Here is a 26,233-nt window from a genome sequence, read left to right on the forward strand (position 1 = left end):
GCTAGCCGCGGACGCCTCCGAAGATCCCGCCGCCGCCGTTGTCCCCGCCGCCGTTCTGGTTGGTGGACGGGGTGGTGAGCAGGGTGACCGTGTCGCCCTTGTTCACCGGCGAGTTGGGGCCGGGCTGGCTCGTCACGACCGTCGCGTTCGGGTCGTTGGGCGAACCGGTCGCCAGAGCCGGGACGAGACCGAGGTCCGTCAGCTGCTTCTGTACGTCCTTCAGCTTCTTGCCGGCGATGTCACCGGGCACCGTGATCTGCTCGGCGGCCTTGGCGACCTTCAGGTAGACCGTGGAGCCCGGCTCTGCCGTGCCGCCCGCCGCGGGGGTCTGCGAGAAGACCTTGCCGGCCTCGGCTGCGTTCTCTTCCTCAGTGCAGCTGGCCTTGAGGTCGTTGTCCGCGAGCTGCTTCGTAGCCTCCTCGCACGTCTTGTTGGAGACGTCCGGCACGGTGGAGACCTTCTTCTCCTTGGCGACAGTCAGGGTGATGGTGCTCCCCTTCTGTACTTCCTTGCCCGGCCGCGGGTCCTGGTCGAGGACCGTGCCCGGTTCGGCGCTGGACTCCTTCGGCTCGGTCTCGACGACGAACTGGTAGCCGTCACCCTCGAGCCTCGCCGTTGCCTCGTCGACCTGGCGGTCGATGACGTTCGGCACCGCCACCTTCGGCGCACCCGTCGACACCGTCACCGTGATGGTGTCGTTCTTCTTGACGTCGGTTCCCGCGGCCGGGCTCTGCGAGCAGATCTGGCCCTTGGGGAACTTCTCGCAGGGCGCCTTCTTCGATGAGTCGAGCTTGAGGTGCGTGTTCTCGGCGGCGAGCCTGGCCTCGGGGAGCGTCTTGCCGACGAACTTGGGCGCCGCGAACGAAGTGTTGTTTCCGCTCCCGTCCATGAACCACTTGCCGATCAGGATCGCGCCGACGAGGACGAGGACGCCCGCGAGGACGAGCAGGATCGTCGACGTACGGTTCTTGCCCTGGCTCTGACGGCGCCGGTCGGGGCGGTCGTCGTAGCCGTAGCCGCCGTCGTCCGGATTGACCGGGGGCAGCATCGACGTCTGGCCGCCGCCGTTCTGCGGGTGCAGCATCGCCGTCTGCTGGTCGTCGGGGTGGCCGCCGTAGCCGACGGCGCCCATCGCCGCGGTCGCCGCGACCGGCTGCCCGTCGAGGCACGCCTCGATGTCGGCGCGCATCTCGTCCGCCGACTGGTAGCGGTAGTCCGGGTCCTTGGTGAGGGCCTTGAGGACGATCGCGTCCATCTCGGGCGTGATCTCGGAGTCGAAGACGCTCGGCGGCTGCGGCTCCTCGCGTACGTGCTGGTACGCGACCGCGACCGGGGAGTCGCCCACGAAGGGCGGCCGCACGGTCAGCAGCTCGTAGAGGAGGCAGCCCGTCGAATAGAGGTCGGACCGCGCGTCGACCTGCTCGCCCTTGGCCTGCTCCGGGGAGAGGTACTGGGCGGTGCCGATCACGGCCGACGTCTGCGTCATCGTCATGCCGGAGTCGCCCATGGCGCGGGCGATGCCGAAGTCCATCACCTTGACCTGGCCGGTCCGCGTCAGCATGACGTTGGCCGGCTTGATGTCACGGTGGACGATGCCCGCGCGGTGCGAGTACTCGAGCGCCTGGAGGATGCCGATCGTCATCTCCATGGAGCGCTCGGGCAGCAGCTTGCGCCCGGAGTGCAGCAGCTCACGCAGCGTGGACCCGTCGACGTACTCCATCACGATGTACGGGATGGAGGTCCCGTCGATGTAGTCCTCACCGGTGTCGTACACGGCGACGATCGCGGGATGGTTGAGCGAGGCGGCCGACTGGGCCTCCCGGCGGAACCGGGCCTGGAACGACGGGTCGCGCGCGAGGTCGGCGCGTAGCGTCTTCACCGCCACGGTGCGGCCGAGCCGGGTGTCATGGGCGAGATAGACCTCCGCCATGCCACCACGGCCGAGCACCTGGCCCAGCTCGTACCGGCCGCCGAGGCGACGCGGCTCTTCCATGGTTACCTACCAGCCCTCTCCGTCGGTCCCGACCGTCACCCGTGCGGGGTCGGGCGGTGTGCTGTCCGGGCATACCGTACCCGGCCTGTCGTGGCTGACCTGCCCGGAACCGTCACCCGATACAGGACCGGTATCGCAACGTGCACCGATGTGAAGAACACGTGACCGGGCTCACTTCTTGCTGTTGAGTACCGCTTTCATCACGCTCTTGGCGATCGGTGCGGCCAGACCGCCACCGGAGATGTCGTCACGGTTCGCGCTGCCGTCCTCGACGACCACGGCCACGGCGACCGGCGAGCTGCCGTCCTTGGCCTTCGCGTACGAGAGGAACCAGGCGTACGGCTTCTCGCTGTTGTTGAGGCCGTGCTGGGCGGTACCCGTCTTTCCGCCGACCGTGTAGCCGGGGATCTGCGCGTTCGTACCGGTGCCCTCGCTGACGACCGTCTCCATCATCGACTGGAGGATCTGGGCGTTCTTCTCCGACAGCGGCCGGCTCATCTCCTTCGGCGTGTGCTGCTCGATCGTGTCGAGGCTCGGCGCCTGGAGCTCGCTGACCATGTACGGCTCCATGAGCTTGCCGTCATTGGCGACCGCGGAGGCCACCATCGCCATCTGCAGCGGCGTCGCCGCGGTGTTGTACTGGCCGATCGAGGAGAGCGCCGTCTGCGACGTGTTCATGTTGTCGGAGAACACGGACGCGTTCGAGCGGACCGGCGTGAACTGCTCCTTGTTGAAGCCGAACTTCTCCGCCGTCTCCAGCATCTTGTCGTTGCCGAGGTCCGCGCCGATCTTGCCGAAGACGGTGTTGCAGGAGTAGCGAAGCGCCACCCGCAGCGTCGCGTCCTCGCAAGGGATGTTGCCCTCGTTCTTCAGCGGCGTCGTCGTGCCGGGCATGATCCACGGCAGCGGCGTATCGGTCTTCTGGTCGGGGTCCCTGACGAGACCGTGCTCAAGGGCGGCCGCCGCGGTCACGATCTTGAAGGTGGAACCCGGGGGGTACGTCTCGCGCAGCGCGCGGTTCGTGAGCGGCTTGTCCTTGTTCTTGTCGAGCTTGCCGAAGGTGTCGCCGTCCTTCTGGAGGATGCCGGCGAACGACGACGGGTCGTACGAAGGCGTCGACGCCATCGCGAGGATCGCACCGGTCTTCGGGTCGATCGCGACGGCGGCACCCTTGCCACGGTTCTTGAGACCGTCGTACGCGGCCTTCTGCGCGGCGGCGTTGAGGGTGGTGACGACGTTGCCACCCTCCTTCTTCTTGCCGGTGATCATGTCCATGGTGCGGCGGAAGAACAGCCGGTCGTCGTTGCCGGTGAGGATGCCGTCCTCGATGGACTCGATCTGGCTCGCGCCGACCAGCTGGGAGGCGTACCCGGTGACGGGCGCCCACATGGGCCCGTCCTTCCAGGTCCGCTTGTACTTGAGGTCGGTGCCGTCCGTCGCCACGGAACCCGTGATCGACTTGCCGTCGACGATGATGTCGCCGCGCGGCTGCGCGTACCGCTCGATGGCGACGCGCGGGTTCTGCTTGTCGGACTGCAGCTTGTCGGCCTGGGCGTACTGGAGCCAGTTGTCGCGGATCAGCAGGGCGAGGACGAGGAGCCCGCAGAAGATCGCGATCCGGCGCAGGGGCTTGTTCACGGTCGGACCACCTGGGTCATTTCGGCGTCGGGGCTGGGGGCGGGGGCCGGCGCCGGGCGGCGCGCGGTATCGCTGATACGGAGCAGAATGCCGATCAGCGCCCAGTTCGCGATCACGGAGGAACCGCCGTACGCGAGGAACGGCATGGTCATACCGGTCAGCGGGATGAGACCCATGACACCGCCGGCGACGACGAACACCTGGATCGCGAACGCGCCGGACAGACCGGCCGCGAGCAGCTTGCCGAACGGGTCACGGGCCGCGAGCGCCGTACGCAGACCGCGCTCGGCGATCAGCCCGTACATCAGCAGGATCGCCATGATGCCCGCGAGGCCGAGCTCCTCGCCGAACGTGGCGAGGACGAAGTCGGAGTTCGCGGCGAACTTGATCAGGTCCGAGTGGCCCTGGCCGAGGCCCGTGCCGAGTACGCCACCGGAGCCGAACGCCCACAGCGCCTGCATCGCCTGCTCGGAGTGGATGACGCCGTCGTTGGTCCCGGCGCGACTGAGCATGAATTCACGCATCGGGTCGAGCCAGGCCTGGACGCGTGTCTGGATGTGCGGCTCGAAGCTGGCGACTCCGACCGCGCCGACCGCCGACATCACCAGACCGAACACGATCCAGCTGGTGCGCTCCGTGGCGACGTACAGCATCACGACGAACATGCCGAAGAACAGCAGCGACGTACCGAGGTCCGTCTCGAAGACGAGGATCAGGATCGACATCACCCAGACCACGATGATCGGCCCGAGGTCACGGCCGCGCGGCAGGTACAGGCCCATGAAGCGGCGGCTGGCCAGCGCGAGCGCATCCCGCTTGACCATCAGATAGCCCGCGAAGAACACCGCGATGACGATCTTCGCGAACTCACCGGGCTGGATGGAGAACCCGCCGACGTGGATCCAGATCTTCGCGCCGAACACGTTCATGCCGAGACCCGGCACGAGCGGCAGCAGCAGCAGGATCAGGGCGCCCACCATGGAGATGTAGGTGTAGCGCTGCAGGATGCGGTGATCCTTGAGCAGCATGAGCACGCCCACGAACAGGGCGATGCCGATCGCGGAGTACATCAGCTGCTTCGGCGCGTCCGGGCTGAACGACCCGTACTGCGTCTTCGCCAGCTGCTGCAGGCGCTCCGACTGGTCCAGGCGCCAGATGATGACCAGACCCAAGCCGTTGAGCAGGGTCGCGATCGGCAGGAGCAGCGGATCGGCGTACGGCGCGAACCGGCGTACGACGATGTGCGCGACGCCCGCGAGCAGGCCGAGGCCGAGCCCGTAACCGAGAAGCCCGGCGGGCAGCGTGCCGTCGATCGCCAGGCCCACGTTCGCGTACGCGAAAACGGGGATGACGACGGCGAACGCGAGGAGCGCGAGCTCGGTGTTGCGCCGGCTCGGCGCACCGATCGCGCCGATGGTCGACGTGTGTGTAGTGCTACTGCTCATGGCGTGCAAAGGCCCCCAACGGCTGCTTACTGCTTACCGCACAGCGGGACCAGCTTCTGCTCATCCTCCGAGAGGCTGGGGCCAGGTGTGGGCGTCGGTGCGGTCTTGGACTTGGCCGTCCCGGACGGCGTGGGTGTCGGACTCGGCGCTGTCTTCGCCGAGGTGCGCGACGTGGTGAAAGACGTCTTGGTGGCGCCTGTGGTGCCACCCGCCTCGCCCTCGCCGGTCTTCGCGTTCTGCTCGTTCTCCGCCTGGCGGCGCTCGGCGTCCTTCCGGCAGGCCGAGGCCTGCAGCGACAGCTCGCCGATCTTGTCCTTGGCGTCACCGAAGCTGCCCTCGGTGATCGTCGCCTCGACCTGCTTGCGCTGGTACGGCGGCAGGTACTTGAGTTCGATCTCTGGGTGGTCCTTCTCGACCTTCGACAGACTCACCCACGCCAGGTCCTGGCTGATGCCGCGGTACAGCGCGACATGCGAGTCGCTCGAACCGACGTAGAACTGCGTCTGCGTCCAGCGGTAGCCGCCGTACAGGCCACCGCCCACGACGGCCAGCGCCAGGGCGATGAAGAAGGATCTCTTGAGCCACTTACGGCCGCGCCGCGGCTTGACGAAGTCGTCGTCCCCGTACGAGCCGAAGCTCCCCTCGGGGGCGTAACCGGCCGGGTCGCCGCTGCCGGGCGGACCGAACTCGCCACCGCCACCGCCGCCGCCCTGCCCGGGCACCGGCCTGCCGGACCCGCGGCCGAGCTCCGACGCACGGCCCGCGGGGGTCTGCATCGCACCGCCGTCGTGCAGCTGGTGCTGCTGGTTCTCGGCGACCGCACCCACGATGACCGGCGCGTCGGACAGCTGACCGGCGAGCGTGTCACCGCTGTCGATGTCCAGGACGTCCGCCACGATCACCGTGATGTTGTCCGGGCCACCGCCGCGCAGCGCGAGCTGGATCAGGTCCTGCACGGTCTCCTGCGGGCCCTGGTAACTGGCGAGGGTCTCCTCCATCGTCTGGTGGGAGACGACGCCGGACAGGCCGTCGGAGCAGATCAAGTACCGGTCGCCGGCCCGCACTTCGCGGATGGAGAGGTCGGGCTCGACATGGTCACCACTGCCGAGCGCCCGCATCAGGAGCGAACGCTGCGGGTGGGTGGTGGCCTCTTCCTCGGTGATCCGCCCCTCGTCGACGAGGCGCTGCACCCAGGTGTGGTCCTGTGTGATCTGCGTCAGCACACCGTCGCGCAGCAGATACGCGCGCGAGTCGCCGACGTGTACGAGACCGAGGCGCTGCCCCGTCCACAGCAGAGCGGTCAGGGTCGTCCCCATGCCTTCCAGCTGGGGGTCCTCCTCGACCATCATCCGCAGCTGGTCGTTGGCCCGCTGTACGGCCGTGCCGAGCGACGTGAGGATGTCGGAGCCGGGAACGTCGTCGTCGAGCGCGACGATCGTCGAGATCACTTCCGACGAGGCGACCTCACCGGCGGCCTGACCGCCCATGCCGTCGGCGATCGCGAGCAGGCGGGGACCGGCGTAGCCCGAGTCCTCGTTCCCCTCGCGGATCATGCCTTTGTGCGATCCGGCGGCGAAGCGCAGTGACAGACTCATGCGCACCTCGCCCGTCGGCTCCGGGTACATCCGCACGGTGCCCACCCTCCGGTCGGGAGCGCGCTCAGGTCTTGGGGGACCGCGTCGGCTCGCTCGCTCCGCTCGCTCATTGTCGTACTACTTCCGCAGCTCGATGACGGTCTTGCCGATGCGGATCGGCGCGCCCAGCGGAATCGGTTGCGGGGTGGTCAGCCGGGCCCGGTCGAGATAGGTGCCGTTGGTGGACCCGAGGTCCTCCACGATCCACTGTCCGTCCCGGTCCGGGTAGATCCTGGCATGCTTGCTCGACGCGTAGTCGTCGTCGAGGACGATCGTCGAATCGTGCGCACGGCCCAGCGTGATGGTCTGGCCCTGCAGCGCCACCGTGGTGCCCGTGAGGGTGCCCTCGGAGACGACGAGTTTCGTGGGGGCGCCGCGGCGCTGCCGCCCGCCGCCTCCACCGCTGGTCTGCTGCTGGGCGCGCTGCTGCGGCGGCGCGGCCTGGCGGGCCGCAGCCTGCTGCTGGCGCCCGCTGTCACGACGCGATCCGCGCTGGGTGACGCGCGTGCCGAACAGGTCGCTGCGGATGACCTGGACGGCCACGATCACGAACAGCCACAGAACGGCCAGGAAACCCAACCGCATGACCGTAAGGGTCAGCTCTGACATTGCCCCCGCTTCACCCTTCGGCTTGCCGGTAAATGATGGTGGTACTGCCCACGACGATCCGCGAGCCGTCGCGGAGCGTAGCGCGGGTGGTGTGCTGCCCGTCCACCACGATGCCGTTGGTGGACCCGAGATCCTGGATCGTCGAGGGCGTTCCGGTCCGAATCTCACAGTGCCGGCGAGAGACGCCGGGGTCGTCGATCCGCACATCGGCTTCTGTGCTGCGGCCGAGGACCAGCGTGGGGCGCGAGATCTGATGACGTGTGCCATTGATCTCGATCCAGTGACGTACCTGGGCGCCGGGCAGCGGTCCCGCCTGGTTCCGCGGCCGAGCTCCCGCCGGGGCCTGCGTGGGGCGGCCCGGAGGCGGCCCCGCGGGCATCGGCGGCGCGCTCGCCGGCGGCTGGGTGTACCCCGCGGCAGCGTTCGCCGCCGGCGGGTAACCGTAGCCTCCGCCCGCCGCCGGGGGCGCCGAAGCGGGACCCCGGCCGGACTGCGGCGGCTGCTGGGAGGACTGGGACTGCTGCTGGTCGGTGCTCGACGCGAGCGTGCGGCTGCGTACCCGGTACAGACCCGTGTCCAGGTCGTCCGCCTTCTCCAGGTGGACCTTGATCGGGCCCATGAAGGTGTAGCGCTGCTGCTTCGCGTAGTCGCGCACCATGCCGGACAGCTCGTCGCCGAGCTGCCCGGAGTAGGGGCTGAGGCGCTCGAAGTCCGGCGTACTCAGCTCCACGATGAAATCGTTGGGGACGACGGTCCGCTCGCGGTTCCAGATCGTCGCGTTGTTGTCGCACTCGCGCTGGAGGGCGCCGGCGATCTCGACGGGCTGGACCTCGGACTTGAACACCTTGGCGAAGGTGCCGTTGACCAGACCCTCGAGACGCTGCTCGAACTTCTTCAGGACTCCCATGGGGCACCTCCTCCTTCGTTTTCGTCCTGGTACTGCTTACTGATCGTATCCACGCGCCGGGAAATCGGCTGGTTCCCCCTGTCAGCCCGGTCGATGAGTGTCGACCCTCACAGCTGGATCGTAGAGGGGGTACCTGGACAGTGTCCCGCACGCGGCAGTGGAGCCGGGAGTGGACAGGGAAGGCGGGGTGCGGGCCGAGGGTTCGGGGACGGGTTCGGGGCGGGGTGAACGTGCGTACGGAGTCGGCGGCGGGGTTGCGGGGCGGATCTCTCCGGGGGCTTTCGGAAGGCTTCGGACTGCCGGCGGAGCTCTGGCGGAGCGCTCAGAGCTGTCGGCGGAGTGCTCAGGACTGCTGGCGGACTGTGTCGGATGCGAGGTCAGCGGGGGTGGGCATGCCCAGCGGGTGCCCTCGGAAACGGATGTGAATCCACCCTCGGCAGCGTGCTAATCTTCTGGATGTCGGAAGGCGCTCACCCCAAAAGGGTGAGGGACCGGAAGGCACACCCAATGCGCGGGTGGCGGAATAGGCAGACGCGCTGGATTCAGGTTCCAGTGCCCGAAAGGGCGTGGGGGTTCAACTCCCCCCTCGCGCACAAAGAAGAACCGACGAAACGGGTCTTCACCAGTGACGAAAGTCCTGGTGGGGCCCGTTTCTCGTTGATCGGGCCGCTTGCTGCGGCTCGGTAGCCAGTGCTGGCTTGTAAGAGTGGCATTGAACACACAAGAGCCCTCGCCTGTGACCGGTCGGTCGGGGCGGGGGCTCTGATGTTGTCCGCCGGGTGCTTCGGATGAGCGTCGGATGCCTGCGTTGTTGGTGATGGACGGTCGGTCGGGGTCCAGGCTCCGAGCGGCTTGGTCGTCCGGCGATGGTGGGTCCGTCCGCGCGGGCGTTCTCCGCTCAGCGCCAGGGTCTCGGTCCAGTTTTTGATCTTCCGTTGGTTGGCGTGAGCCATTGGAAGACGAGCAGCACGGTCTGAGCGGCGATGCCGCGGATCCGTCGCCCCCCGGCGGCCTCCATGGCTTCGGCGAGGGGACTTTTTGCGTAACCGTTGTATCTCTCGACGCTGTTGCGCAGCCGGAAGTAGACCTTCTGCCATTGCTCGCCCCCGTACTCGAGGGCCTGCCAGTGCTTGGACCCTTCGGCGGGAGCCAGGGTGATGCTGCGCCGGCGGCAGACCTTGAGCGGGCCTGCGGGGCTCGGCTCCGGGTCGACGAGCGGCAGCTGGACGCCTCTGCCCATGGACCGGCTCTTGATGGGGCACTGGACCTTGCCGGCCTCTGCGGGACACATCACACGCCGATGGCCCTCGTTGTCCTCGTGCTCCTTGGGCACCAGGCGGTGAGCTCTGCGGGCCTCGATGAGCCGGATCCAGGTCTCGCGGCCGATGCGGCCTGCGTACAGGTCCCGGGTCGCGTCGATCAGCGGCTGCGGCATGGAGGGGCAGTACCAGGTCCTGCGAGGAGCACTTGGTCGGATGAGGCATCCGGCGAGGAGTACGGCCAGTGTGATGCCGAGGGGCTACGCAGGGACGCATGGCATCGCCCACAAAGGCCGGGTCTGTGTCCGGTACGGTGCCGGACCTCAGCGTTGCGAACCACCGCAGGCCCATGCGCCGGGGGTTCGGCGGCACGGGTTTCCCCGCCGCCCCTCCGCGAACATCTCCAAGTCACGCACAGTGAGTCCGAGTTCCTCGGACGCTTCCGCGTAAGCCGCCCGTTCCGAGGTGCCGTGATCGTCGACGTGGCGCGCCACCGGGGCTGCTCCTGGCGGAAACGTCACGCCATCGAACAGGCGAAAACGACCGGTTCGGTCGATGATGACGACGCCCACGGAGCGGTCGTCACAAATCTTCACGGGGACGTCCGTTCGAGAGGACCGCAGACGGCGTGCGGTTTCGGCGCGGCATCGTACGATCACGCTCACCCTGGTGCTCATGGTCGCCCAACGGTTCGAGCCTTTCTGCGAGTTGGAGGCTCGCCCGCTGCTGACGGCCGGGCTGCCGACCTGGTACACAGTGCACGAGCGCTGCCGGCCGACCGACTCAGGCGCAAACTCCCCCGCCACGCACCTGCTACAACGATCACGGACAGTCGCTGTGCGCCGGGTGCTCCTCCAGTAGGCCGCGCTCGCGGATCAAGTAGCCGGCATGCAGTCGGGTGCGGGCTCCAAGGCGTTTCATGATCTCGGAAACGTGTCGCTGGTAGCTCCGCAGTGACACCCCGACCCGGGCGGCGATCTTTCTGTCCTCCTCGCCGTCCGCCAGGAGGCGCATGATGCTCAGCTTCACGTCCTCGGAGGTTTCGGCGACCATCTTGCGGCTGTACGCAACAGGGAAGGGCGAGGCCGCCGACCAGGACCGCTCGAAGGCCGCGACCGCGAAGTCGACCACGCTGAGGTCCCGCACCAGCACCGCGCCGTGATCGTCGTCGTGGAGCGGCATCAACGCCTTCCGTTTGTCGAAGACGATGATCTGCGCGAAGCCGTCGGCGAGCGTGCGCACCTGAGCACCTGATTCCGTCATGCACTCCACATGCGCCGCGGTCGCACGGTCGAACCGCGCACTGTGCTGGTAGAGCGTGCGCATGCTGATGCCACGGTTCAGCAGTTCGAGTGTTCTCGGCAATGACTCGTGCAGGACCTCCGGCGGACGCGCCCCGCCTGGGTGCGAGGAGAGCACCTCCTCGGTGCACTCCGCGGCGAGTCCGGCGATCGCTTCGTGGACGGCGGCCAGTTCGCTGATCACCTCTCCGGCGAGCTTCGCCCGCCGTAGCCGAGCTTGAGCAGCCGATTCGTACACATGGGCAAGGCTGTCGTAGGTGACGCGTAGGGCGTTCACCTGGTCCTCGCGTCGACGCAACTCCTGGAGTGCCGGAGTGATGAGCTGCACCCTCGCCGTCTCAGGAGGCACCACGGTGAAAGGGCCTTCACCGCCCTGGCCGCGCAGGAGCCGGAGGGTGGTCAGGTGATCGACGGCCCTGCGGACTTCATCCCTCTGGAGACCTGTGGCCACTTCGAGATCGCTGACACGAACTTCGCCGCCGGCACACGCATGGACGTAGACCTGCGTCTCCTGCTCGCTCAGTCCCGGGATCTCGGCAATCTCTCCTGTGATCACGTCCATGCATATTAGTCCCGTTTACGCAGCCGTCGTATCTGTGGCAGCGGAAACACGAGGGTTAGTTGATCTTGGTCCGAACGTGCCGGTTGCATATGTTGATCACGCCTCACGAGGGCGCACCACCTGCAACAAGTTTGGACGACCAATGCGTTTTGCCCGCCTCTCCGCATGTGCCGAAACAGCTGTCCGTCCACCAGGGGCAGGGCAGCGGGTCGCGGCTCGCGACCTGGGCTGGCGGTAGTCGCCCATGGCTCTCGGACCATGGATCACAACGATGCGGCAACCACCGCATGACCCTGCCAGGCGCGTCGTCGTCTTCCCTCATTCCGGCGCCGGCCCGAACACTCTGCTCCCTCTCGTCGAACAGCTCCCCGCGGAGTACGAAGTCCTCGGTGTCACCCTGCCGGGAAGAGAGCGGCGCTTCGCGGAGTCGCCCGAGGTGGCTCCCTCGGACCTGGTGGCCGCCGTGGGGCGAGAACTGACCGCATTGAAGCCCTGCCCGACCCTCTTCTTCGGCCACAGCCTGGGAGCGTCGATCGCGGTGGCCGTGGCTCTTGCCGAGCCCGCGACCTGTTCAGCACTGCTGGTCAGCGCGCAACTGCCGGGCGGCTCGCAGATCGAGCGGCCGGCTGAGTGGGACGACGCGGATCTTCTGCGCGTCATGGAACAAGGCGACGGGACTCCCGCCGAGCTGCTGGCCGACCCCGTCTGGCTCGAACACACGCTCCAACTGCTCCGTGCCGACCTTCAGTTGGGCGGCGCACTGGGGAAACTGAGCCTGCAGGCGCTGCCCGCCGTTCCCCTGACAGTTCTCGGCGGCAGCCAAGACCGCCTGGTGCCCGCCGAACGGCTGGCCGAGTGGTCCGCCCGTGCGAGCGTCGATGTCCGGGTGAAGCTCTTCCCCGGCGGCCACTTCTACCTGCTGGACCAGGCGAACATCGCCGCCGTCGCAGCCGAGATCGCCGCTCCCCTCGAATGCGGCGACGCCCTGCCGGGAGCTCCCCGCTCCGCCGCCTTCTGAACCAGGCCTCCTCTTCCTCATCCTGGCTGGCGGGCGACCGGTTGCCAGCCGCAATCGAACGGAGAAGTTCGCTCCATGGATCCGACATATCTCATATGCCTCCCTTTCGCTGGTGCCGGCGCATCCTTCTTCAAGGAGTGGCAGCAGCACGCGCCGGAGGGGCTGCACATCGTGCCGGTGCAACTGCCCGGTCGTGAGGAGCGGTTCATCGACGAGCCGCACACCGATGCCGCCCGCGCCGCCGAGGACGCGTGTGACCAGGTGCTGGGCCAGGTGGACGGCGCCGGCCGCGTAGCACTGTTCGGCCACAGCCTGGGGGCGGTCCTCGCCTACGAGTTGGCCCACCGCCTCTGCGGGATGGACGGCGTGACGGTCGACCGACTGATCGTCAGCGGCTCGCCGGGTCCGTGGAACGGGCGGGAGAGCCGGGCCAGTGACCTCGACGACGAGGGCTTCCTGGCGCAGGTTCGCCTCTTCGCCGGCTATTCGCACCCGGCTCTTGAGAACCCCGAGATGAGGGAGCTCCTGCTTCCCATGCTGCGCGCGGATGTCGAGATGCACGAGAACTACCGGCCCGCGTCGGAGAAGCCGCTGCCCGTACCGATCACCGCGGTGCGCGGCTGTGACGACGAGTTGGTGGACTCGGCTCAGCTCGGTCAGTGGGCCCAGGCGACCAGTGCCGGACTCACCACCGGTGAACTCGTAGGTGGCCACATGTACTTGACGGACAAGGCGCCGGACCTGCTGCGCCTGATCGCGGCCGAGCTGCGGACGGGCACCGGGCGATGACCATGCGTTTGTCCGGTAAGACCGCGGTCATCACAGGCGCGGCCCGGGGCCTGGGGCGCGCCTGCGCCACCTCCTTCGCGAAGGAGGGTGCCGATCTCGTGCTGATCGACATCGCGCAGGATCTGCCTGGTGTGCCGTATCCGCTCGGGTCGATCAGCCAGCTCGAGTACACGGCGGAGCTCTGCCGTGATCTCGGGGTATCCGTACAGGTCCAGCAAGCCGATGTACGGAGCATGCAGGAGGTCGAGGCGGCGGTCGGTGTGGCGGTCGAACGGTTCGGTGGCATCGACGTTCTCGTCAACAACGCGGGGATCGCAGCCCCTTCGGGCAAGGCGGCCCACGAGATCGACGAGGCCGAGTGGCAGCTGATGATCGACGTGGACCTCTCCGGGGCGTGGCGGACCATCAGGGCCGTGGGCGGTCTGATGGCCGAGCGCCGGTCGGGCAGCATCATCAACATCGCTTCCACGGCGGGGCTGGTCGGGTACCGGCACTTCGCCGGTTATGTCGCGGCGAAGCACGGTCTCGTGGGACTGACCAAGGCTGCGGCGCTTGACTACGCGCCCCGCAAGGTGCGGGTCAACGCGCTGTGCCCCGGCTCGGTCCGGGACGACTCTCAGGTCGAGGGCCGCATGCTGTCCGAGATCGCCCGTTCTCTGGACGTACCCGTCTCCGAGCACGAGGAGACCTTCGTACAGGCCCAGCCGATGAATGCCCTCATCGAGCCCGACGACATCGCGGCGGCAGCCGTATGGCTGGCCTCCGACGAGTCTCGGCAGGTCACCGGCAGTGTGCTCGCGGTCGACGGCGGTTTCACCGCACGCTGACGGCCATCTGCCGTCGCTGACTCGCGCCCGAGTGACGCTCACGGCCGCTGCCGTCCTCCCCTGAACCACACACGCTCTGGAGATCACTCCGTGCCCCGTACCGATTTCTCTTCTCCCCTCATTCCGGCCGGATCTGCGGCGTCCGCGCACTGCCACAGCCTGCGCGTCAGGCTGCCCGAAGGCACCGACCCGGTGCTGCTGGGCGGGCTCCTCGACAAGGCGGCCCGTGCGTGGTGGCGCGATGTCTCCGATCGGCTGCCGCAGCTGTGGGTCGAACAGGTACCCGCCGCCGCCGGCTCTCCGATGGCGCTCCACCGGCTCCGCTCCGAGCTGAGCCGGCCGGTGCACGCGGCGGAGGTCTCGCTGCGTGCGGTGCTCCTCACGTACGAGGACGGGGTTGCCGACCTGGTGCTCGTGGCCCACCGTTCGAGCCTCGACGCCACGTCGCTGCGGTCGATCGCCGACGTTCTGACGGGCCGTGCTCCCCACAGCCGGTTCCGCTTCGTGACGGCCGACCGCCCCGGTGGCACGGACGCCGAGCTGCTCAAGAGGTGGGAAGAGGCGGACTACTCCGGGCGGGCGGAATGGGCCTGCGGCGACGATGCCGCGGGGGACCGTACGGGCACGGTGGTTGTCCCGCTTCCCGAAGGTGCGACGGACGTCATGGCCACGGTCGCCGTGGCGGCCGGGCTGGTCCTTGGCCGGTACGAGGGCCAGGAGACCCCCGTTCTCGCCACCTTGGCCGGTGCCCCGGAGCGTGCGGACGACGTACTGGGGGCATTCGACGGCGGGGGGCTGCTGGCCCTGGATCTGACGGGCGCACTGGGAACGGCCGAGCTGATCGCGCAGGCAGGCCCGGTGCTGAGCGGCCACGGAGGCCACTGCGACGACCGGCAGTACGCCCGACTCGTGGCAGCGGTCCGCGGCCGCGTACTGGCTGGGGTCCTCGACGGCGGTCTGGAAGCCGGTGAAGGAGAATATCTCCCCTGCCAGACCGCCCCGTTCCCGCTCACCGTCGTGCCGAGCCGCACCGGCGACGGAGCGCTCCAGCTGGCCGTCCACCACCTCCTCAAAGATGTGGACGAGGCGTCGGCAGAACACTTCGCACGCCATCTCGCCCATGCCTACGGCCAGGTGAACGCTGCGGACAGCGACGCGTCCCCGGGTGACATCGAGCTCCTGGACGGCGCCGAGAAGCGGCACATCACCGCTCTGGGCCGACCGGCTCAGGTCTTGGCCTGGCAGCCGGACCGGATCGACTCGGTGTTCGCCGCCCGCGCGGCGGAGCGACCCGACGCCATCGCGCTCACGTGCGAGGGAAAGTCGCTGACGTACGCGGAGTTGGACGAACGAGCTGAGCGTTTCGCCGCCGCTCTGCGTGCGCGGGAAGTGCAGCCGGGCGAGCGCGTCGGTGTCTGTCTGGAACGTTCCCTCGACCTCGTCGTCACGATGCTGGCGGTGCTCAAGGCGGACGCGGTCTACGTCCCCATGGACCCGACGTATCCGGCCGACCGGCTGGCGTACACCGCGCAGGACGCGGCGCTTCGCATCGTGGTCACCACCCTTGAGGACTTCCCCGGCGCCGAAGGCACACGTGCTGTCCGGCCCGAGGCGCTTGCGGAACACGATGGCGAACTGACCCGTGACACGAAGGGGCAACGCGCACCCGAGTCGGCCGCGTACATCATCTACACCTCGGGATCCACCGGACGTCCCAAGGGCGTCGTGGTTCCGCACCGCAACGTGGTCGCCCTGATGTCGGCCACGCGTGAGGACTTCGGACTCACCGACGACGACACGTGGACGCTCTTCCACTCCAGTGCTTTCGACTTCTCCGTCTGGGAGATCTGGGGCCCACTGCTCACCGGTGCGCGCCTGGTCGTGGTGCCCTACTGGGTCTCCCGGTCGCCCGAGGAGTTCCACGAACTGCTGGTCGACGAACGGGTCACCGTCCTCAACCAGACCCCGTCCGCCTTCGCTCAGCTCATCGAGGCCGACCGGCACCGCGACGAGCGGCTCGCCGTACGACTGGTGGTCTTCGGCGGTGAGCCGCTGGATGCCCGCACACTGCGTACCTGGTTCGACAGGTATCCAGAGCGTCAGTGCCGCCTGGTCAACATGTTCGGCATCACGGAGACCACGGTCCACGTGACGGCACAGACGGTGACACGCCGAGAGGCCATGACAGGGTCGCGATCGGTGGGGCCCGCCTTGCCCGGCTGGTACATCTACGTCCTCGATGAGCGCGGACGTCCCGTGCCCTGTGGTGTCCCGGGTGAGATCTACGTCGGTGGCGAAGGCGTGGCCCTGGAGTACCTGGGACGCCCGGAACTGACGGAGCAGCGGTTCGTACCGGATCCGTTCGCCGGTGGCCGCATGTACCGCAGCGGCGACCGAGGCCGGCTCCGACCGGATGGGCGGCTGGAACATCTGGGCCGTTTGGACACGCAGGTCAAGGTCCGCGGCTTCCGCATCGAGCTCGACGAGATCCGCAATGTGCTGCTCGACGACCCCACCGTCACCGCGGCTGCCGTGGTCCTCGGCGGCGACCCGGCGAGCGATGCCGCTGGGGTGCGCATCGACGCCTACGTGGTGCTTGAGGGCGGGGACGACACCGCGTCGGTGCGGCGCCGGGCGGGCAAGGTGCTGCCCGAGTACATGGTGCCCGCGACGGTGACCGCCCTGTCCGCGCTCCCGCTGACGGCCAACGGCAAGCTGAACCCCCGAAAGCTGCCTGCGCCTGCCGCTCCACAGGCCGCGCCCATCCCTGTCATGGCGGCCGATCCCAGCGACTCCGTGACCGCTCCCGAGACGGAAGCCCCCGCGGGTGGGCTCGGCGCCGCGCTGACAGCGGTCTGGGAATCGGTGCTCGGCGTGCCGGTCGGTCCGGACGACAACTTCTTCGAGCTGGGCGGGAACTCACTGTTCGCCGTGCGGGTCGCCGCGGCCATGCGCGAGCAGGGTCTTCCCCCACTCCCCATGCGAGAGCTCTACCTCAACCCGACGGTGAGCGGCCTCGCGCAGGTCCTGGAGGCGAGCCAGGCATGACTGAGCGGATCACTGAGGCCGAGCACCTGTGGGAATGGCTTCCAGGAGTGGCTGATTCGGCCCCGCCCGGTGCCTACGGTCCCGCAGTCACCTCCGGAGCGGAAGAAGGACCGTTCCCCGTCGTGTGCCCGCCGCAGGTCGGCGTGGCTCAGGTGGTGGCGGCCTGGAGCGCACTGCTCCATCACCACAGCAATCAGCAGGAGGTCTCCTTCCGTCTCCTGCAGGACGGTGAACGGCGCGGTGTGGTCGGCATCTCCGTCGACCCCGTCGGCACCGTCGAGAATCTGCTGGCTGCGACAGCCGAGGCACTCGACGCCCCGCAACCGGACCAGGCAGACACCGAGGCCTTGCCCGTCCTGATCCACCGGTCGGGTGCGGGAGCTGACAGTCCCGCATTCCCGGCCGCCCTCACCCTGGTGCTCGAGGACACCGCGGACGGAACCGTCCTCAGCCTGTGGCACGATCCCGCCGAGAGCCGTCCGGACGCGGTTGCCCGGCACGCGCAGCACCTGGCCAACATCCTGGCGGCTGCCGCCGACTCCCCGCAGACCAAGGTGCGCGATCTGGATCCGTTGTGCCCGGCAGAACGCACCAGGCTGCTGGAGGACCTGAATGACACGGCCCGGGACTACCCGAACGACACCCGGGTCGAGCGGCTCTTCGTCGAGCAGGCGCAGGCAACGCCGCACCAGCCCGCCGTGGTCCACGGAAGCACCACGCTCACGTACGCCGAGGTGCACCGCCGTAGTGCGCTGCTCGCCCAATTGCTGCGCGAGGGCGGCCTGCGACCCACCGAGCCGGTCGCGCTGCTCCTGCCCCGGACTCCGGATCTCGTCGTGGCGGCGCTCGCCGTACTCATGGCCGGCGGTGTCTACCTGCCGGTGGACCCGGACTATCCGACGGATCGCATCGCGTACCTCATCGAGGACAGCGGGTCGCGTCGGTTGCTGACCACGGACGGCCTGATCGACCGTTTCGGTCAGCTCCTCGGCCGGGCCGAAGCGCACGACCACGTCATCGCGGTCGATCGCCTGGACTGGTCGCGCGAGCCCGCGCCGGGGAAGGACCGGGTATCGGCCGACTCGTCGGCGGCCGCGTACCTCATGTACACGTCCGGGACCACCGGCCGGCCGAAAGGGGTCGCGGTCCCGCACCGCGGCATCGTCCGGCTGGTGCGCAACGTCGACTACGTGCGCCTGGACACCTCGACGCGGATGGCACAGGTCGGTGCGACCGGCTTCGACGCCTCGGTCTGGGAAATATGGGGGGCGTTGCTCTGCGGTGGAACCCTGCACATCCTCGATCGCGACACCTTCCTGGACGTCGAGGAGCTGAAGCGGGCCCTGAAGGAACAGGCCATCACCACAGCCTTCTTCACGTCCGCCCTGTTCAACCAGCTTGCCGACGAAGACCCGACCGCCTTCCGGCCGCTCCGTGAACTACTCGTCGGCGGCGATGTCCTCTCCACCAAACACGTACGCTCCGTGCTGCGCGCCAACCCGGGCCTGACCCTCACCAACGGCTACGGGCCGACCGAGAATGTGGTCTTCTCGACGTTTCACCGGGTGGCCGAGCCCATCGGCGCCCGCGTGCCGATCGGCCGGCCTCTGCCCAACACCACCGCCTACGTCCTGAACCAGGACCGTCAACTGCTCCCCGTCGGCATCCCCGGGGAGCTGTATGTGGGCAGCGAGGGAATGGCGCTCGGCTACCACGGGCGCCCCGAGCTGACCGAGCGGGCATTCGTCCCGAGCCCGTTCAGACCCGGCGAGCTGCTCTATCGGACGGGCGACCGGGTACGTCTCCTGCCCGACGGGAGCATCGACTTCCTGGGGCGGACCGACCACCAGGTCAAGGTCCGAGGTTTCCGAGTCGAACCCGGCGAGGTCGAAGCCGCGCTGCTGGCCCACCCGGGAGTGCGCGCCGCAGTCGTGCTGGCACGGCGCCGGCCGGATTCCTCCGACAGTTATCTCTGCGCATACGTCTCCGGAGATGCCGCACTCTCACCCGAGCAGGTACGCGGTGACCTCGAGCCGGTGCTTCCGTCCCACATGGTCCCCGCGCACGTCGTCGTGATGCCTGTACTGCCGTTGACGGCCAACGGCAAGGTGGACCGGGCCGCGCTCCCCGAACCCGAACCCTCCGTCACCGAGCGGGACCCGAAGCACCGGCGACCGCCACATGACGAGGTGGAGCACGCCCTGGTCGAGCTCTGGGAGGACGTCCTGGGCATACGAGGCATCGGTGTCGACGACTCCCTCGACGAGTTGGGCGGCAGCTCGCTCAGTGCCACCAGGCTGGCCGCCCGCGTGCGCCGACGTTTCGGTGTCGCTTGCCCGGTGTCGGCTGTCCTCGCCGCCCGCACGGTGGCCGCGCTCGCCGACTTCGTCCGCACGGCCCACCGGGCTGAACCCGATGTCGAAGGACCACGTCGGGGCCTGGCCACCGAGCGGACGCCACTGTCGCCGCAGCAGAAGGGAATCTACATCGAGCAGGTGAAGGACCCTTCCGGCACTGAGTACAACCTGCCGATCCTCGTCGATTTCCCCGGCCCGGTCGACGCCTGCCTGCTGCGCGCCGCCCTGGCCGAGCTCGTCACCCGGCACGAGGTACTGCGTACGGACATTGCCGTGACCGACGACGGGCAGCCGTTCCAACGCGTCCACGACGAACTCCCGGTGGTCCTTGAAGAGGCCGAGCTGGCCCCTGCCGAGGATCCGGATGCCTGGACCGAGGGTTGGATTCGTGCCTTCGATCCGCACCACGCCCCCCTGTGGCGCGCGGTGCTGCTGCGCCACGCGGCGGGGACTCGCCTCGTCCTGGACGTGCATCATCTGCTCACCGACGGCTACTCGCTCGCCCTCCTCATCGGCGAGTGGGCCACCCTGATGCGCGGCGAGCAGCCTGCGGATGTGGACCTGACGTACCGGGACTTCGCCCAGTGGGCGAGCGGTCCGGAGGGTCGGCAACTGTCCGAGAACCAGCGGGCGTTCTGGTCCGAGACCTTCGCGGACCAGCCCAAGGCTCCCGATCTGCCGACCGATTTGCCGCGCCCCCCGGTGCGCCGCACCGAGGGCGACCATCTGCCCTTCTCGTTCGGGGTGGAGCGCAGCCGGGCGGTCCGTGAACTGGCACGGGCCGAGGGCCGAACCGCCTTCCATGTGCTCCTGGCCGCGTACGCCGCGTTCCTGGGACGGGTGAGCGGGAGCAACGACGTCACGGTGGGCACCCCCTTCTCCGGGCGTCACCTGCCGGGCGTGGACCGCGCCCAGGGGATGTTCGTCAACACGGTCTGCCTTCGGGTGCGGGCCGCCCCCGAGGAGTCGTTCCGGACCCATCTGCGTGCCGTGGCCGAGCGTGCCGTGGACGCCGCGGACCATCAGGACCATCCGTTCGACGCCATCGTGTCGCTGGCCGGTGACCGCGACTACAGCCGCCATCCGGTCTTCGACACCCTCTTCGCGGTCCAGGACACCGGGCTCCACCAGGTCGACTTCCTGGGCGGCCACCCGCACTGGAGCCCCGAGGCCACCCGTCGCACGATCTTCGACCTCAATCTGCAGATCGACGACGCACCCGAGGGCTTCACCGCTCGCTGGGCCTACGCCACGGGGCTGTTCCTCCGCCCGACCGTGGAGATGTTCCGCGACGAGTTCCTGGCCGTCCTCGACGCCGCTCTGGCCGACCCAGACGCGCCACTGACGGCACTGGGCCGCACCTCCGCGCCCGAGCCCCATGTTCCCGAGCTCGCGCTCGACTTCGACTTCTGATCCACATCCGGGAAGGCACCATGCAATCCATCGAAACCCGAGGCCAGCTCAAGGTCGCGGCCGCGCAGCGCCCGCGTGAGGGCGCGTTCTGGCGAGCCGAACTGGCAGCGCTGCCGGAGCGCACCGGATTCCCGTCCGACATGTATGACACCGCAGGCGGCCCGAGCGCACACGCGGCAGCATCCCTCGACCTGGATGCCCCTCTGGCTGACCGCCTGGAGAAGCTGACCCGCGGGCAGGACGCCGCTCTGCATTCCGTACTGATCGCTGCGGTCGGTGCGCTCCTCCAGCGCTACACAGGCGGTGAGGAGGCCGTCCTGGCCGTTCCTTCCACCCCTGTTCCGGGTGCCCCCGAGCCGCTCGCGGACACACTTCCGCTGCGCCTGCCGATCGCCGGCGACACCGCGCTGCGGGGTCTGCTGGGCGAGGTCGAGGCACGGCTGACGGCCGCACTCCAGCACCAGGACTTCCCCGTCGAGTTGCTCACCGATGAGCTGGGAGTCACGGCGCCGGAAGGCGACCACCCTTACGCGGAGGTCCTGGTCGACTCCGTGCGCGGCGGAGCGGAAGCGGTGGACCGCAGCGCGTTCGCGCTCACCTTCGCCTTCGCGAGGAAGCCGGGCGGTCTCGCGCTCGAGCTGCGTCACAGGACGAGCCGCTATACCGCCGAGTCCGCCGAGCGGCTCCTTGCGCACTGCGCCATCCTGCTGGGAGGAGCCGCTCACGCACCCGACACCGCTCTGGCCGGGCTCGATCTGCACGCGGAAGCTGACCGGACCCTGATCACCAAGGCCAACAGCACCGAAGCGGCCTTCGACGAGACGGTACGTCTGGACGAACTGTTCAGCCGTCGGGTGGCCGACTGCCCGGACGCCGTCGCCGTCGTGGGCGCCGGTTTCCGTCTCACCTACGCCGAACTGGACTCCCGTGCGAACCGACTGGCGCACACCCTGCGCGCACGCGGTGTCGGCCGTGACGACCTGGTGGCGGTGCTGGCCGACCGATCTCCGGAGATGCTCGTCGCCATCTACGCCGTGCTCAAGGCCGGTGGCGCCTACCTGCCTGTCGACCCCTCCAATCCGCAGGACCGCATCGCGTACATCCTTCAGGACAGCGCCGCCCGGCTTGTCCTCACGCAACCCCACCACGTCGGTCTTGTGGACGGCGACACAGCAGTGGTGGACCTGACGGACCAGGCGAACTACGCGCCGCAGGCGGACACACCACCCGTCCACGGCACCGCCCGCGACCTCGCCTACGTCATCTACACCTCGGGATCGACCGGCAATCCCAAGGGCGTACAGATCGAGCACCGTTCAGCCGTCAACCGGATCTCGTGGATGCAGAAGGCGTACCCGATCACGGCCGCCGACGTCATCATGCAGAAGACCCCGACGTCGTTCGACGTCTCCGTCTGGGAGCTCTTCTGGTGGATGTTCGAGGGGGCGACCGTCTGCCTGCCCGAGCCCGGCACGGAGCGGAACCCGGAGGCCCTGACCGCGGCCGTCGAGCAGCACGGCGTCACGACGATGCACTTCGTGCCGTCCATGCTCGGCGCCTTCCTGGACTTTGTGTCCGGAGCGGGTGAGCAGTCCCGACTGGCCTCCCTGCGGCAGGTCTTCGCCAGTGGTGAGGCGCTGACCCCGCACCACGCACGGCTCTTCGCGGAGGTGATCGCCGGTGCACGTCTGGTGAACCTGTACGGGCCCACCGAGGCTGCCGTCGACGTCACTCACCATGCCTGCGAGGGCAACGAGACCCGGGTGCCGATCGGACGGCCCATCGACAACACGCGCATCCTGATGCTCGACGCGGAGCTGCGGCCCCAACCGGTCGGTGTACCCGGCGAATTGTGCATCGCGGGCGTACAGCTGGCCCGTGGCTACCTCCACCGTCCCGAGCTGACCGCGGAGAAGTTCGTCCCCGCCCCCCTGGCCGGTGAGGAGCGTGTCTATCGCACGGGAGACCTCGCCCGCTGGCTGCCCGACGGCACCATCGAGTACCTGGGACGCATCGATCACCAGGTCAAGGTGCGTGGGTACCGAATCGAGCTGGGCGAGATCGAGGAGCGGCTGCGCCGGCACCCCTTGGTGAAGGACGCCGTCGTCGTCGCTCGTAAGGCGGAGGACGGGCAGACCTATCTGTGCGGCTATGCGCTGTCTGCCGAGACGGTTTCCGAGGACGATCTCAAGGGTCATCTGGGTCGGACGCTGCCGGAGTACATGGTGCCGGCCCGTCTCGTCGTGCTGGAGGCCTTTCCGCTCACCCCGAACGGGAAGCTGGACCGCCGTGCGCTGCCACTGCCGGCACCGCCGGCTCGCGAGGCCGTGGAGCATGTCGCTCCTCGCACCCCGCAGGAAGTGGACCTGGCGCGTATCTGGGGTGAGGTGCTCAACCAGGATCAGGTCGGAGTACACGACAACTTCTTCGCGCTCGGCGGCAACTCGATCCACTTCGTCACCGTGTTGGCAAAGGCGCGGGCGACCGGTCTCGACTTCACCTTCCAGCAGTTCTTCCAGAACCCGACGGTCGCCGAACTCGCCGCGAGTCTGGCCGAGGGCGCTTTCGAGGCCGGTGCGGCAGTGCGCACGCTGGAACCTTTCGAGCTCCTGAGCCCCGAGGACCGCGCGAAGATCCCCGCCGGGATCGAGGACGCGTACCCGATGACCCAGCTGCAGGCCGGTCTGGTCTTCCAGAGTGAGCTCTCGCAGGGCACGGCCGAGTACCACGACATCATCAGCTACATGATCCAGAGCTCGTTCGACGCCGATTGCTTCGAGCGAGCGGCCCGGATCGTCGTGGCCGGCAACCCGATCTTCCGTACCAGCTACCACCTCACTGGCTACACCGAGTACCTGCAGTTCGTCCACGAGGACGCACCGCTGCCGCTCGCCATCGCCGATCTGCGCGGCATGACCGAGGACGAGCAGAACGCCTGGTACCAAGAGTGGGCCGCGCGGGAGAAGGCCGACGAATTCGTCTGGACCGAGCCCGGCCTCGTAAGGCTGCACGTGCATGTGCTGAGCGACGAGCTGTTCCGCTATTCCCTCAGCCAGCACAACTCCGCCCTTGACGGCTGGAGCATCACCCTGGTGCACACCACGCTGTTCGACACCTATCACCGTCTCCGCGAGGGCCGGCCGCTGCCGGACGTGCTCGTGGACAACCACGGCCGTAACTACGTGGCGCTTGAGCGTGAGTCACTGGCGAACGAGGAACACCGGGACTACTGGGGCGAGTTGCTCGAAGGCAGTACCTTCACTGAACTGCCCCGGACCAAGGACTCGGTGGAACCGGATGTCTTCCCCGTGCTCTTCCACGAGGTGGAGTTCCCACGCGGGCTGTCGGACCGCATAGTGGAGCTGGCCAACAAGTTGTCCGTGCCGGTCAAGAATGTCGCGATGGCCGCGCACACGAAGGTGCTCTCGCTGATCGCGGGTGACCGCGATGTGATGACCGGGTACGAGCACAGCGGCCGTCCGGAGGCCGAGGACGCCACGCGTGCCATCGGGCTGTTCCTCAACACGGTGCCTTTCCGCGCACGGATGGACGAGGGCTCGTGGGCCGACCTCATCCACCAGGTATACCGGTCCGAGATCGATCTGCTTCCCGCCCGGCGCTACCCGATGGCGCAGATGAAGCACGATCTGGGAACCCAGGAACCGCTCTTCGAGACGGCCTTCAACTTCACGCACTTCTATCTGCTCAAGCAGCTCGAGGCGATCGACGGCTTCTCGATCCTTGACGTGCGAGCCAACTCCGAGACAGAGTTCGTGATTCGTGCCGAGTACTCACGGCACTTCATCACTGATGAGGTGCGCCTGAGTCTGCATTACCACGCACATCTCTTTGAGCCGTGGCAGATGCAGCGGATGGGCGACTACTACATCGCTGCGTTCGAGCAGATGACGGCCAACTCCGAAGCCGCGCACCACCTTGCCGTGCTCCTGCCCGACGAAGAGGTGACGGCGCTGGCCGAGGCGGAGCGGAATGAGGTTCTCCCCGCTGAGGTGGCCGAGCTCGTACCGGCCCCGGACAGGCGCTTTTACGCACGGGTTGTCGACGAGCACGGTCTTGTGGCCCCCTTTGCCACCCAGGGCCGGATCGTCCTCGTCCCCGCGGGAGCGGAATCGGACACAGTGACCACCGGCTTGTCCGGACGCCGTATGCCGGACGGCCTTCAGGTCCTGGGCCAGCTGGAGGACCGCTCACACCTCACGTTCGGAAGGGCCGAAGGGAGTGCCCCCGAGACGGATGCCGCAGGCACGGCACGTCGCCCTGCCGGCGAGGTCCCCCTGCGCATTGCACACGCATGGGCGAAGGTGCTCGGCGTCTCCGTGGAGGAGATCTCTCTCGACGACAACTTCTTCTCGCTCGGCGGCAGTTCGCTTTCCGCCATGCGCACGATCATGGAGCTGGACGGACTCATCTCGCTCACCGATCTGATGCGTAACTCCACTCTGGAACCGCTGTGCGCGGTCGCTCAGGGGAATCTGGACAAGGTGGCCGAGGCCGAGCCGGAGGAACGGAACCTGCTCCAGTCCCTGTCGGTGAATCCGGCCGACGCCGGATGCGCCTTGGTGTGTTTCTCGTACGCGGGCGGAAACGCCATCAACTTCGAGGCACTGGCGAAGACCCTGGACAAGGCGGGCTCCGACCTCGCCGTCTACGGCGTGGAACTGCCCGGACACGATGCCGGCCGACCGGACGAAGCCTTCCTGTCTCTCGAAGATGTGGCGGCGCGTGTGGTCGAAGAGATCCGTCGTACCGTCGACGGACCGGTGATGCTCTGGGGCCACTGTGTCGGTTCGGCTCTGGCCGTCGAAACCGCACGGCTCCTCGAGGAAGAGGGCAGGCACCCGCTCCATGTCTTCGCCGGCGGCAAGTTGTTGCACAGCGCCGAGGTCACCCGCCAGGGCCTGGATCAGGTGGTGGCGATGACGGACGAGGACATCGTGCGGTGGCTCGTCAACGAGACCGGGTTTTCCGGGCTTGATGCGCTCAGTCCCGAGCAGGTGGGATTCATCGCGGCTGTGTTCCGGAATGACTCCCGTTCCGCCAACAGCTATCTGCTCGCTGCTGTCGAGGACGGGCCCAAGGCACAGCTCAGCGCCCCCTTCACCGCTGTTTACACCACGGACGACCCCCTGACCCCGGACCACGCACAGCGGTACACCCAGTGGTCGGTGTTCTCCGAAGCGCCGAAGCACGCAGACCTCGGTCCGGGTGGTCACTACTTCTGCCGTACGGCCCCGGACGCTGTGGCCGGTCTGGTGCTCGACCGGTGGCGCGAAGCGGTAGGCGGCCCGCGTTGACATGAGAGCGGCCGTGGTCACGCGCGTTACGCGTGACCACGGCCGCTCTCCGGGGCGGGACAAGCCCCGCAGACCGAAGACCGACAGAATGAAGTGCACCGAGATGAGTAGCGCAGAC

Annotated in this window: 14 protein-coding genes and 1 tRNA gene; 7 read left to right on the forward strand and 8 right to left on the reverse strand. The window is 68.2% G+C overall.

Going from position 1 to position 26,233, the window contains the following annotated elements:
- Nucleotide 1: 1 nt before the first annotated feature.
- From pknB to AC07EJ_RS16435, 6 genes are all read right to left on the reverse strand, one after another.
- Nucleotides 2-1,993, reverse strand: a complete 1,992-nt coding sequence (gene pknB / locus AC07EJ_RS16410) for a Stk1 family PASTA domain-containing Ser/Thr kinase (protein ID WP_389487610.1) — start codon at nt 1,991-1,993, stop codon at nt 2-4.
- A gap of 171 nt (nt 1,994-2,164) precedes the next feature.
- Entirely contained in the window at nt 2,165-3,631 is a 1,467-nt protein-coding gene (locus tag AC07EJ_RS16415) for a peptidoglycan D,D-transpeptidase FtsI family protein (protein ID WP_389487611.1), read from the reverse strand.
- Nucleotides 3,628-5,076 (reverse strand): FtsW/RodA/SpoVE family cell cycle protein, encoded by a 1,449-nt coding sequence (locus AC07EJ_RS16420; protein ID WP_389487613.1) that lies wholly within the window; start codon nt 5,074-5,076, stop codon nt 3,628-3,630. Before AC07EJ_RS16420 ends, AC07EJ_RS16415 begins: the two co-directional genes overlap by 4 nt.
- A 26-nt stretch (nt 5,077-5,102) precedes the next feature.
- Nucleotides 5,103-6,701, reverse strand: a complete 1,599-nt coding sequence (locus AC07EJ_RS16425) for a Stp1/IreP family PP2C-type Ser/Thr phosphatase (protein ID WP_389487633.1) — start codon at nt 6,699-6,701, stop codon at nt 5,103-5,105.
- A gap of 87 nt (nt 6,702-6,788) precedes the next feature.
- Nucleotides 6,789-7,319 carry an FHA domain-containing protein FhaB/FipA gene (locus tag AC07EJ_RS16430; RefSeq protein ID WP_389487615.1) on the reverse strand — a complete coding sequence of 177 codons (531 nt, stop codon included), beginning with the start codon at nt 7,317-7,319 and terminating at the stop codon, nt 6,789-6,791.
- A gap of 10 nt (nt 7,320-7,329) precedes the next feature.
- On the reverse strand, nt 7,330-8,226 hold the full coding sequence (locus AC07EJ_RS16435; RefSeq protein WP_389487617.1) for an FhaA domain-containing protein: 897 nt from the start codon (nt 8,224-8,226) through the stop codon (nt 7,330-7,332).
- Nucleotides 8,227-8,735: 509 nt separating this feature from the next.
- Between AC07EJ_RS16435 and AC07EJ_RS16440 the strand changes: the two genes are divergently transcribed.
- A tRNA-Leu gene (locus tag AC07EJ_RS16440) sits at nt 8,736-8,819 on the forward strand.
- Between the two features lie 305 nt (nt 8,820-9,124).
- On the opposite strand, the gene AC07EJ_RS16445 is transcribed toward AC07EJ_RS16440, so the two are convergent.
- Entirely contained in the window at nt 9,125-9,661 is a 537-nt protein-coding gene (locus tag AC07EJ_RS16445) for a hypothetical protein (protein WP_389487619.1), read from the reverse strand.
- Between the two features lie 646 nt (nt 9,662-10,307).
- Nucleotides 10,308-11,348, reverse strand: a complete 1,041-nt coding sequence (locus AC07EJ_RS16450; protein ID WP_389487621.1) for a LuxR C-terminal-related transcriptional regulator — start codon at nt 11,346-11,348, stop codon at nt 10,308-10,310.
- 271 nt (nt 11,349-11,619) lie between these two features.
- Here AC07EJ_RS16450 and AC07EJ_RS16455 point away from each other — a divergent pair, with 271 nt between their 5' ends.
- The 6 genes from AC07EJ_RS16455 (at nt 11,620) to AC07EJ_RS16480 (ending at nt 26,115) form a co-directional block, all read left to right on the forward strand.
- Complete coding sequence (locus AC07EJ_RS16455) at nt 11,620-12,366, forward strand: thioesterase II family protein (RefSeq protein ID WP_478884424.1); 747 nt, start codon at nt 11,620-11,622, stop codon at nt 12,364-12,366.
- A 75-nt stretch (nt 12,367-12,441) separates the two neighbouring features.
- Entirely contained in the window at nt 12,442-13,155 is a 714-nt protein-coding gene (locus tag AC07EJ_RS16460) for a thioesterase II family protein (RefSeq protein ID WP_389487625.1), read from the forward strand.
- Between the two features lie 2 nt (nt 13,156-13,157).
- Nucleotides 13,158-13,982 carry an SDR family oxidoreductase gene (locus tag AC07EJ_RS16465; protein ID WP_389487635.1) on the forward strand — a complete coding sequence of 275 codons (825 nt, stop codon included), beginning with the start codon at nt 13,158-13,160 and terminating at the stop codon, nt 13,980-13,982.
- A gap of 90 nt (nt 13,983-14,072) precedes the next feature.
- Nucleotides 14,073-17,030 (forward strand): non-ribosomal peptide synthetase, encoded by a 2,958-nt coding sequence (locus AC07EJ_RS16470; protein WP_478884425.1) that lies wholly within the window; start codon nt 14,073-14,075, stop codon nt 17,028-17,030.
- The gene (locus AC07EJ_RS16475; protein WP_478884426.1) at nt 17,027-20,800 is read left to right on the forward strand and encodes an amino acid adenylation domain-containing protein; all 3,774 of its coding nucleotides are present in this window, start codon (nt 17,027-17,029) and stop codon (nt 20,798-20,800) included. Before AC07EJ_RS16470 ends, AC07EJ_RS16475 begins: the two co-directional genes overlap by 4 nt.
- 20 nt (nt 20,801-20,820) lie before the next feature.
- The gene (locus tag AC07EJ_RS16480; RefSeq protein WP_478884427.1) at nt 20,821-26,115 is read left to right on the forward strand and encodes an amino acid adenylation domain-containing protein; all 5,295 of its coding nucleotides are present in this window, start codon (nt 20,821-20,823) and stop codon (nt 26,113-26,115) included.
- Nucleotides 26,116-26,233: the final 118 nt, after the last annotated feature.

The organism is Streptomyces sp. NPDC045026 (assembly GCF_056432625.1).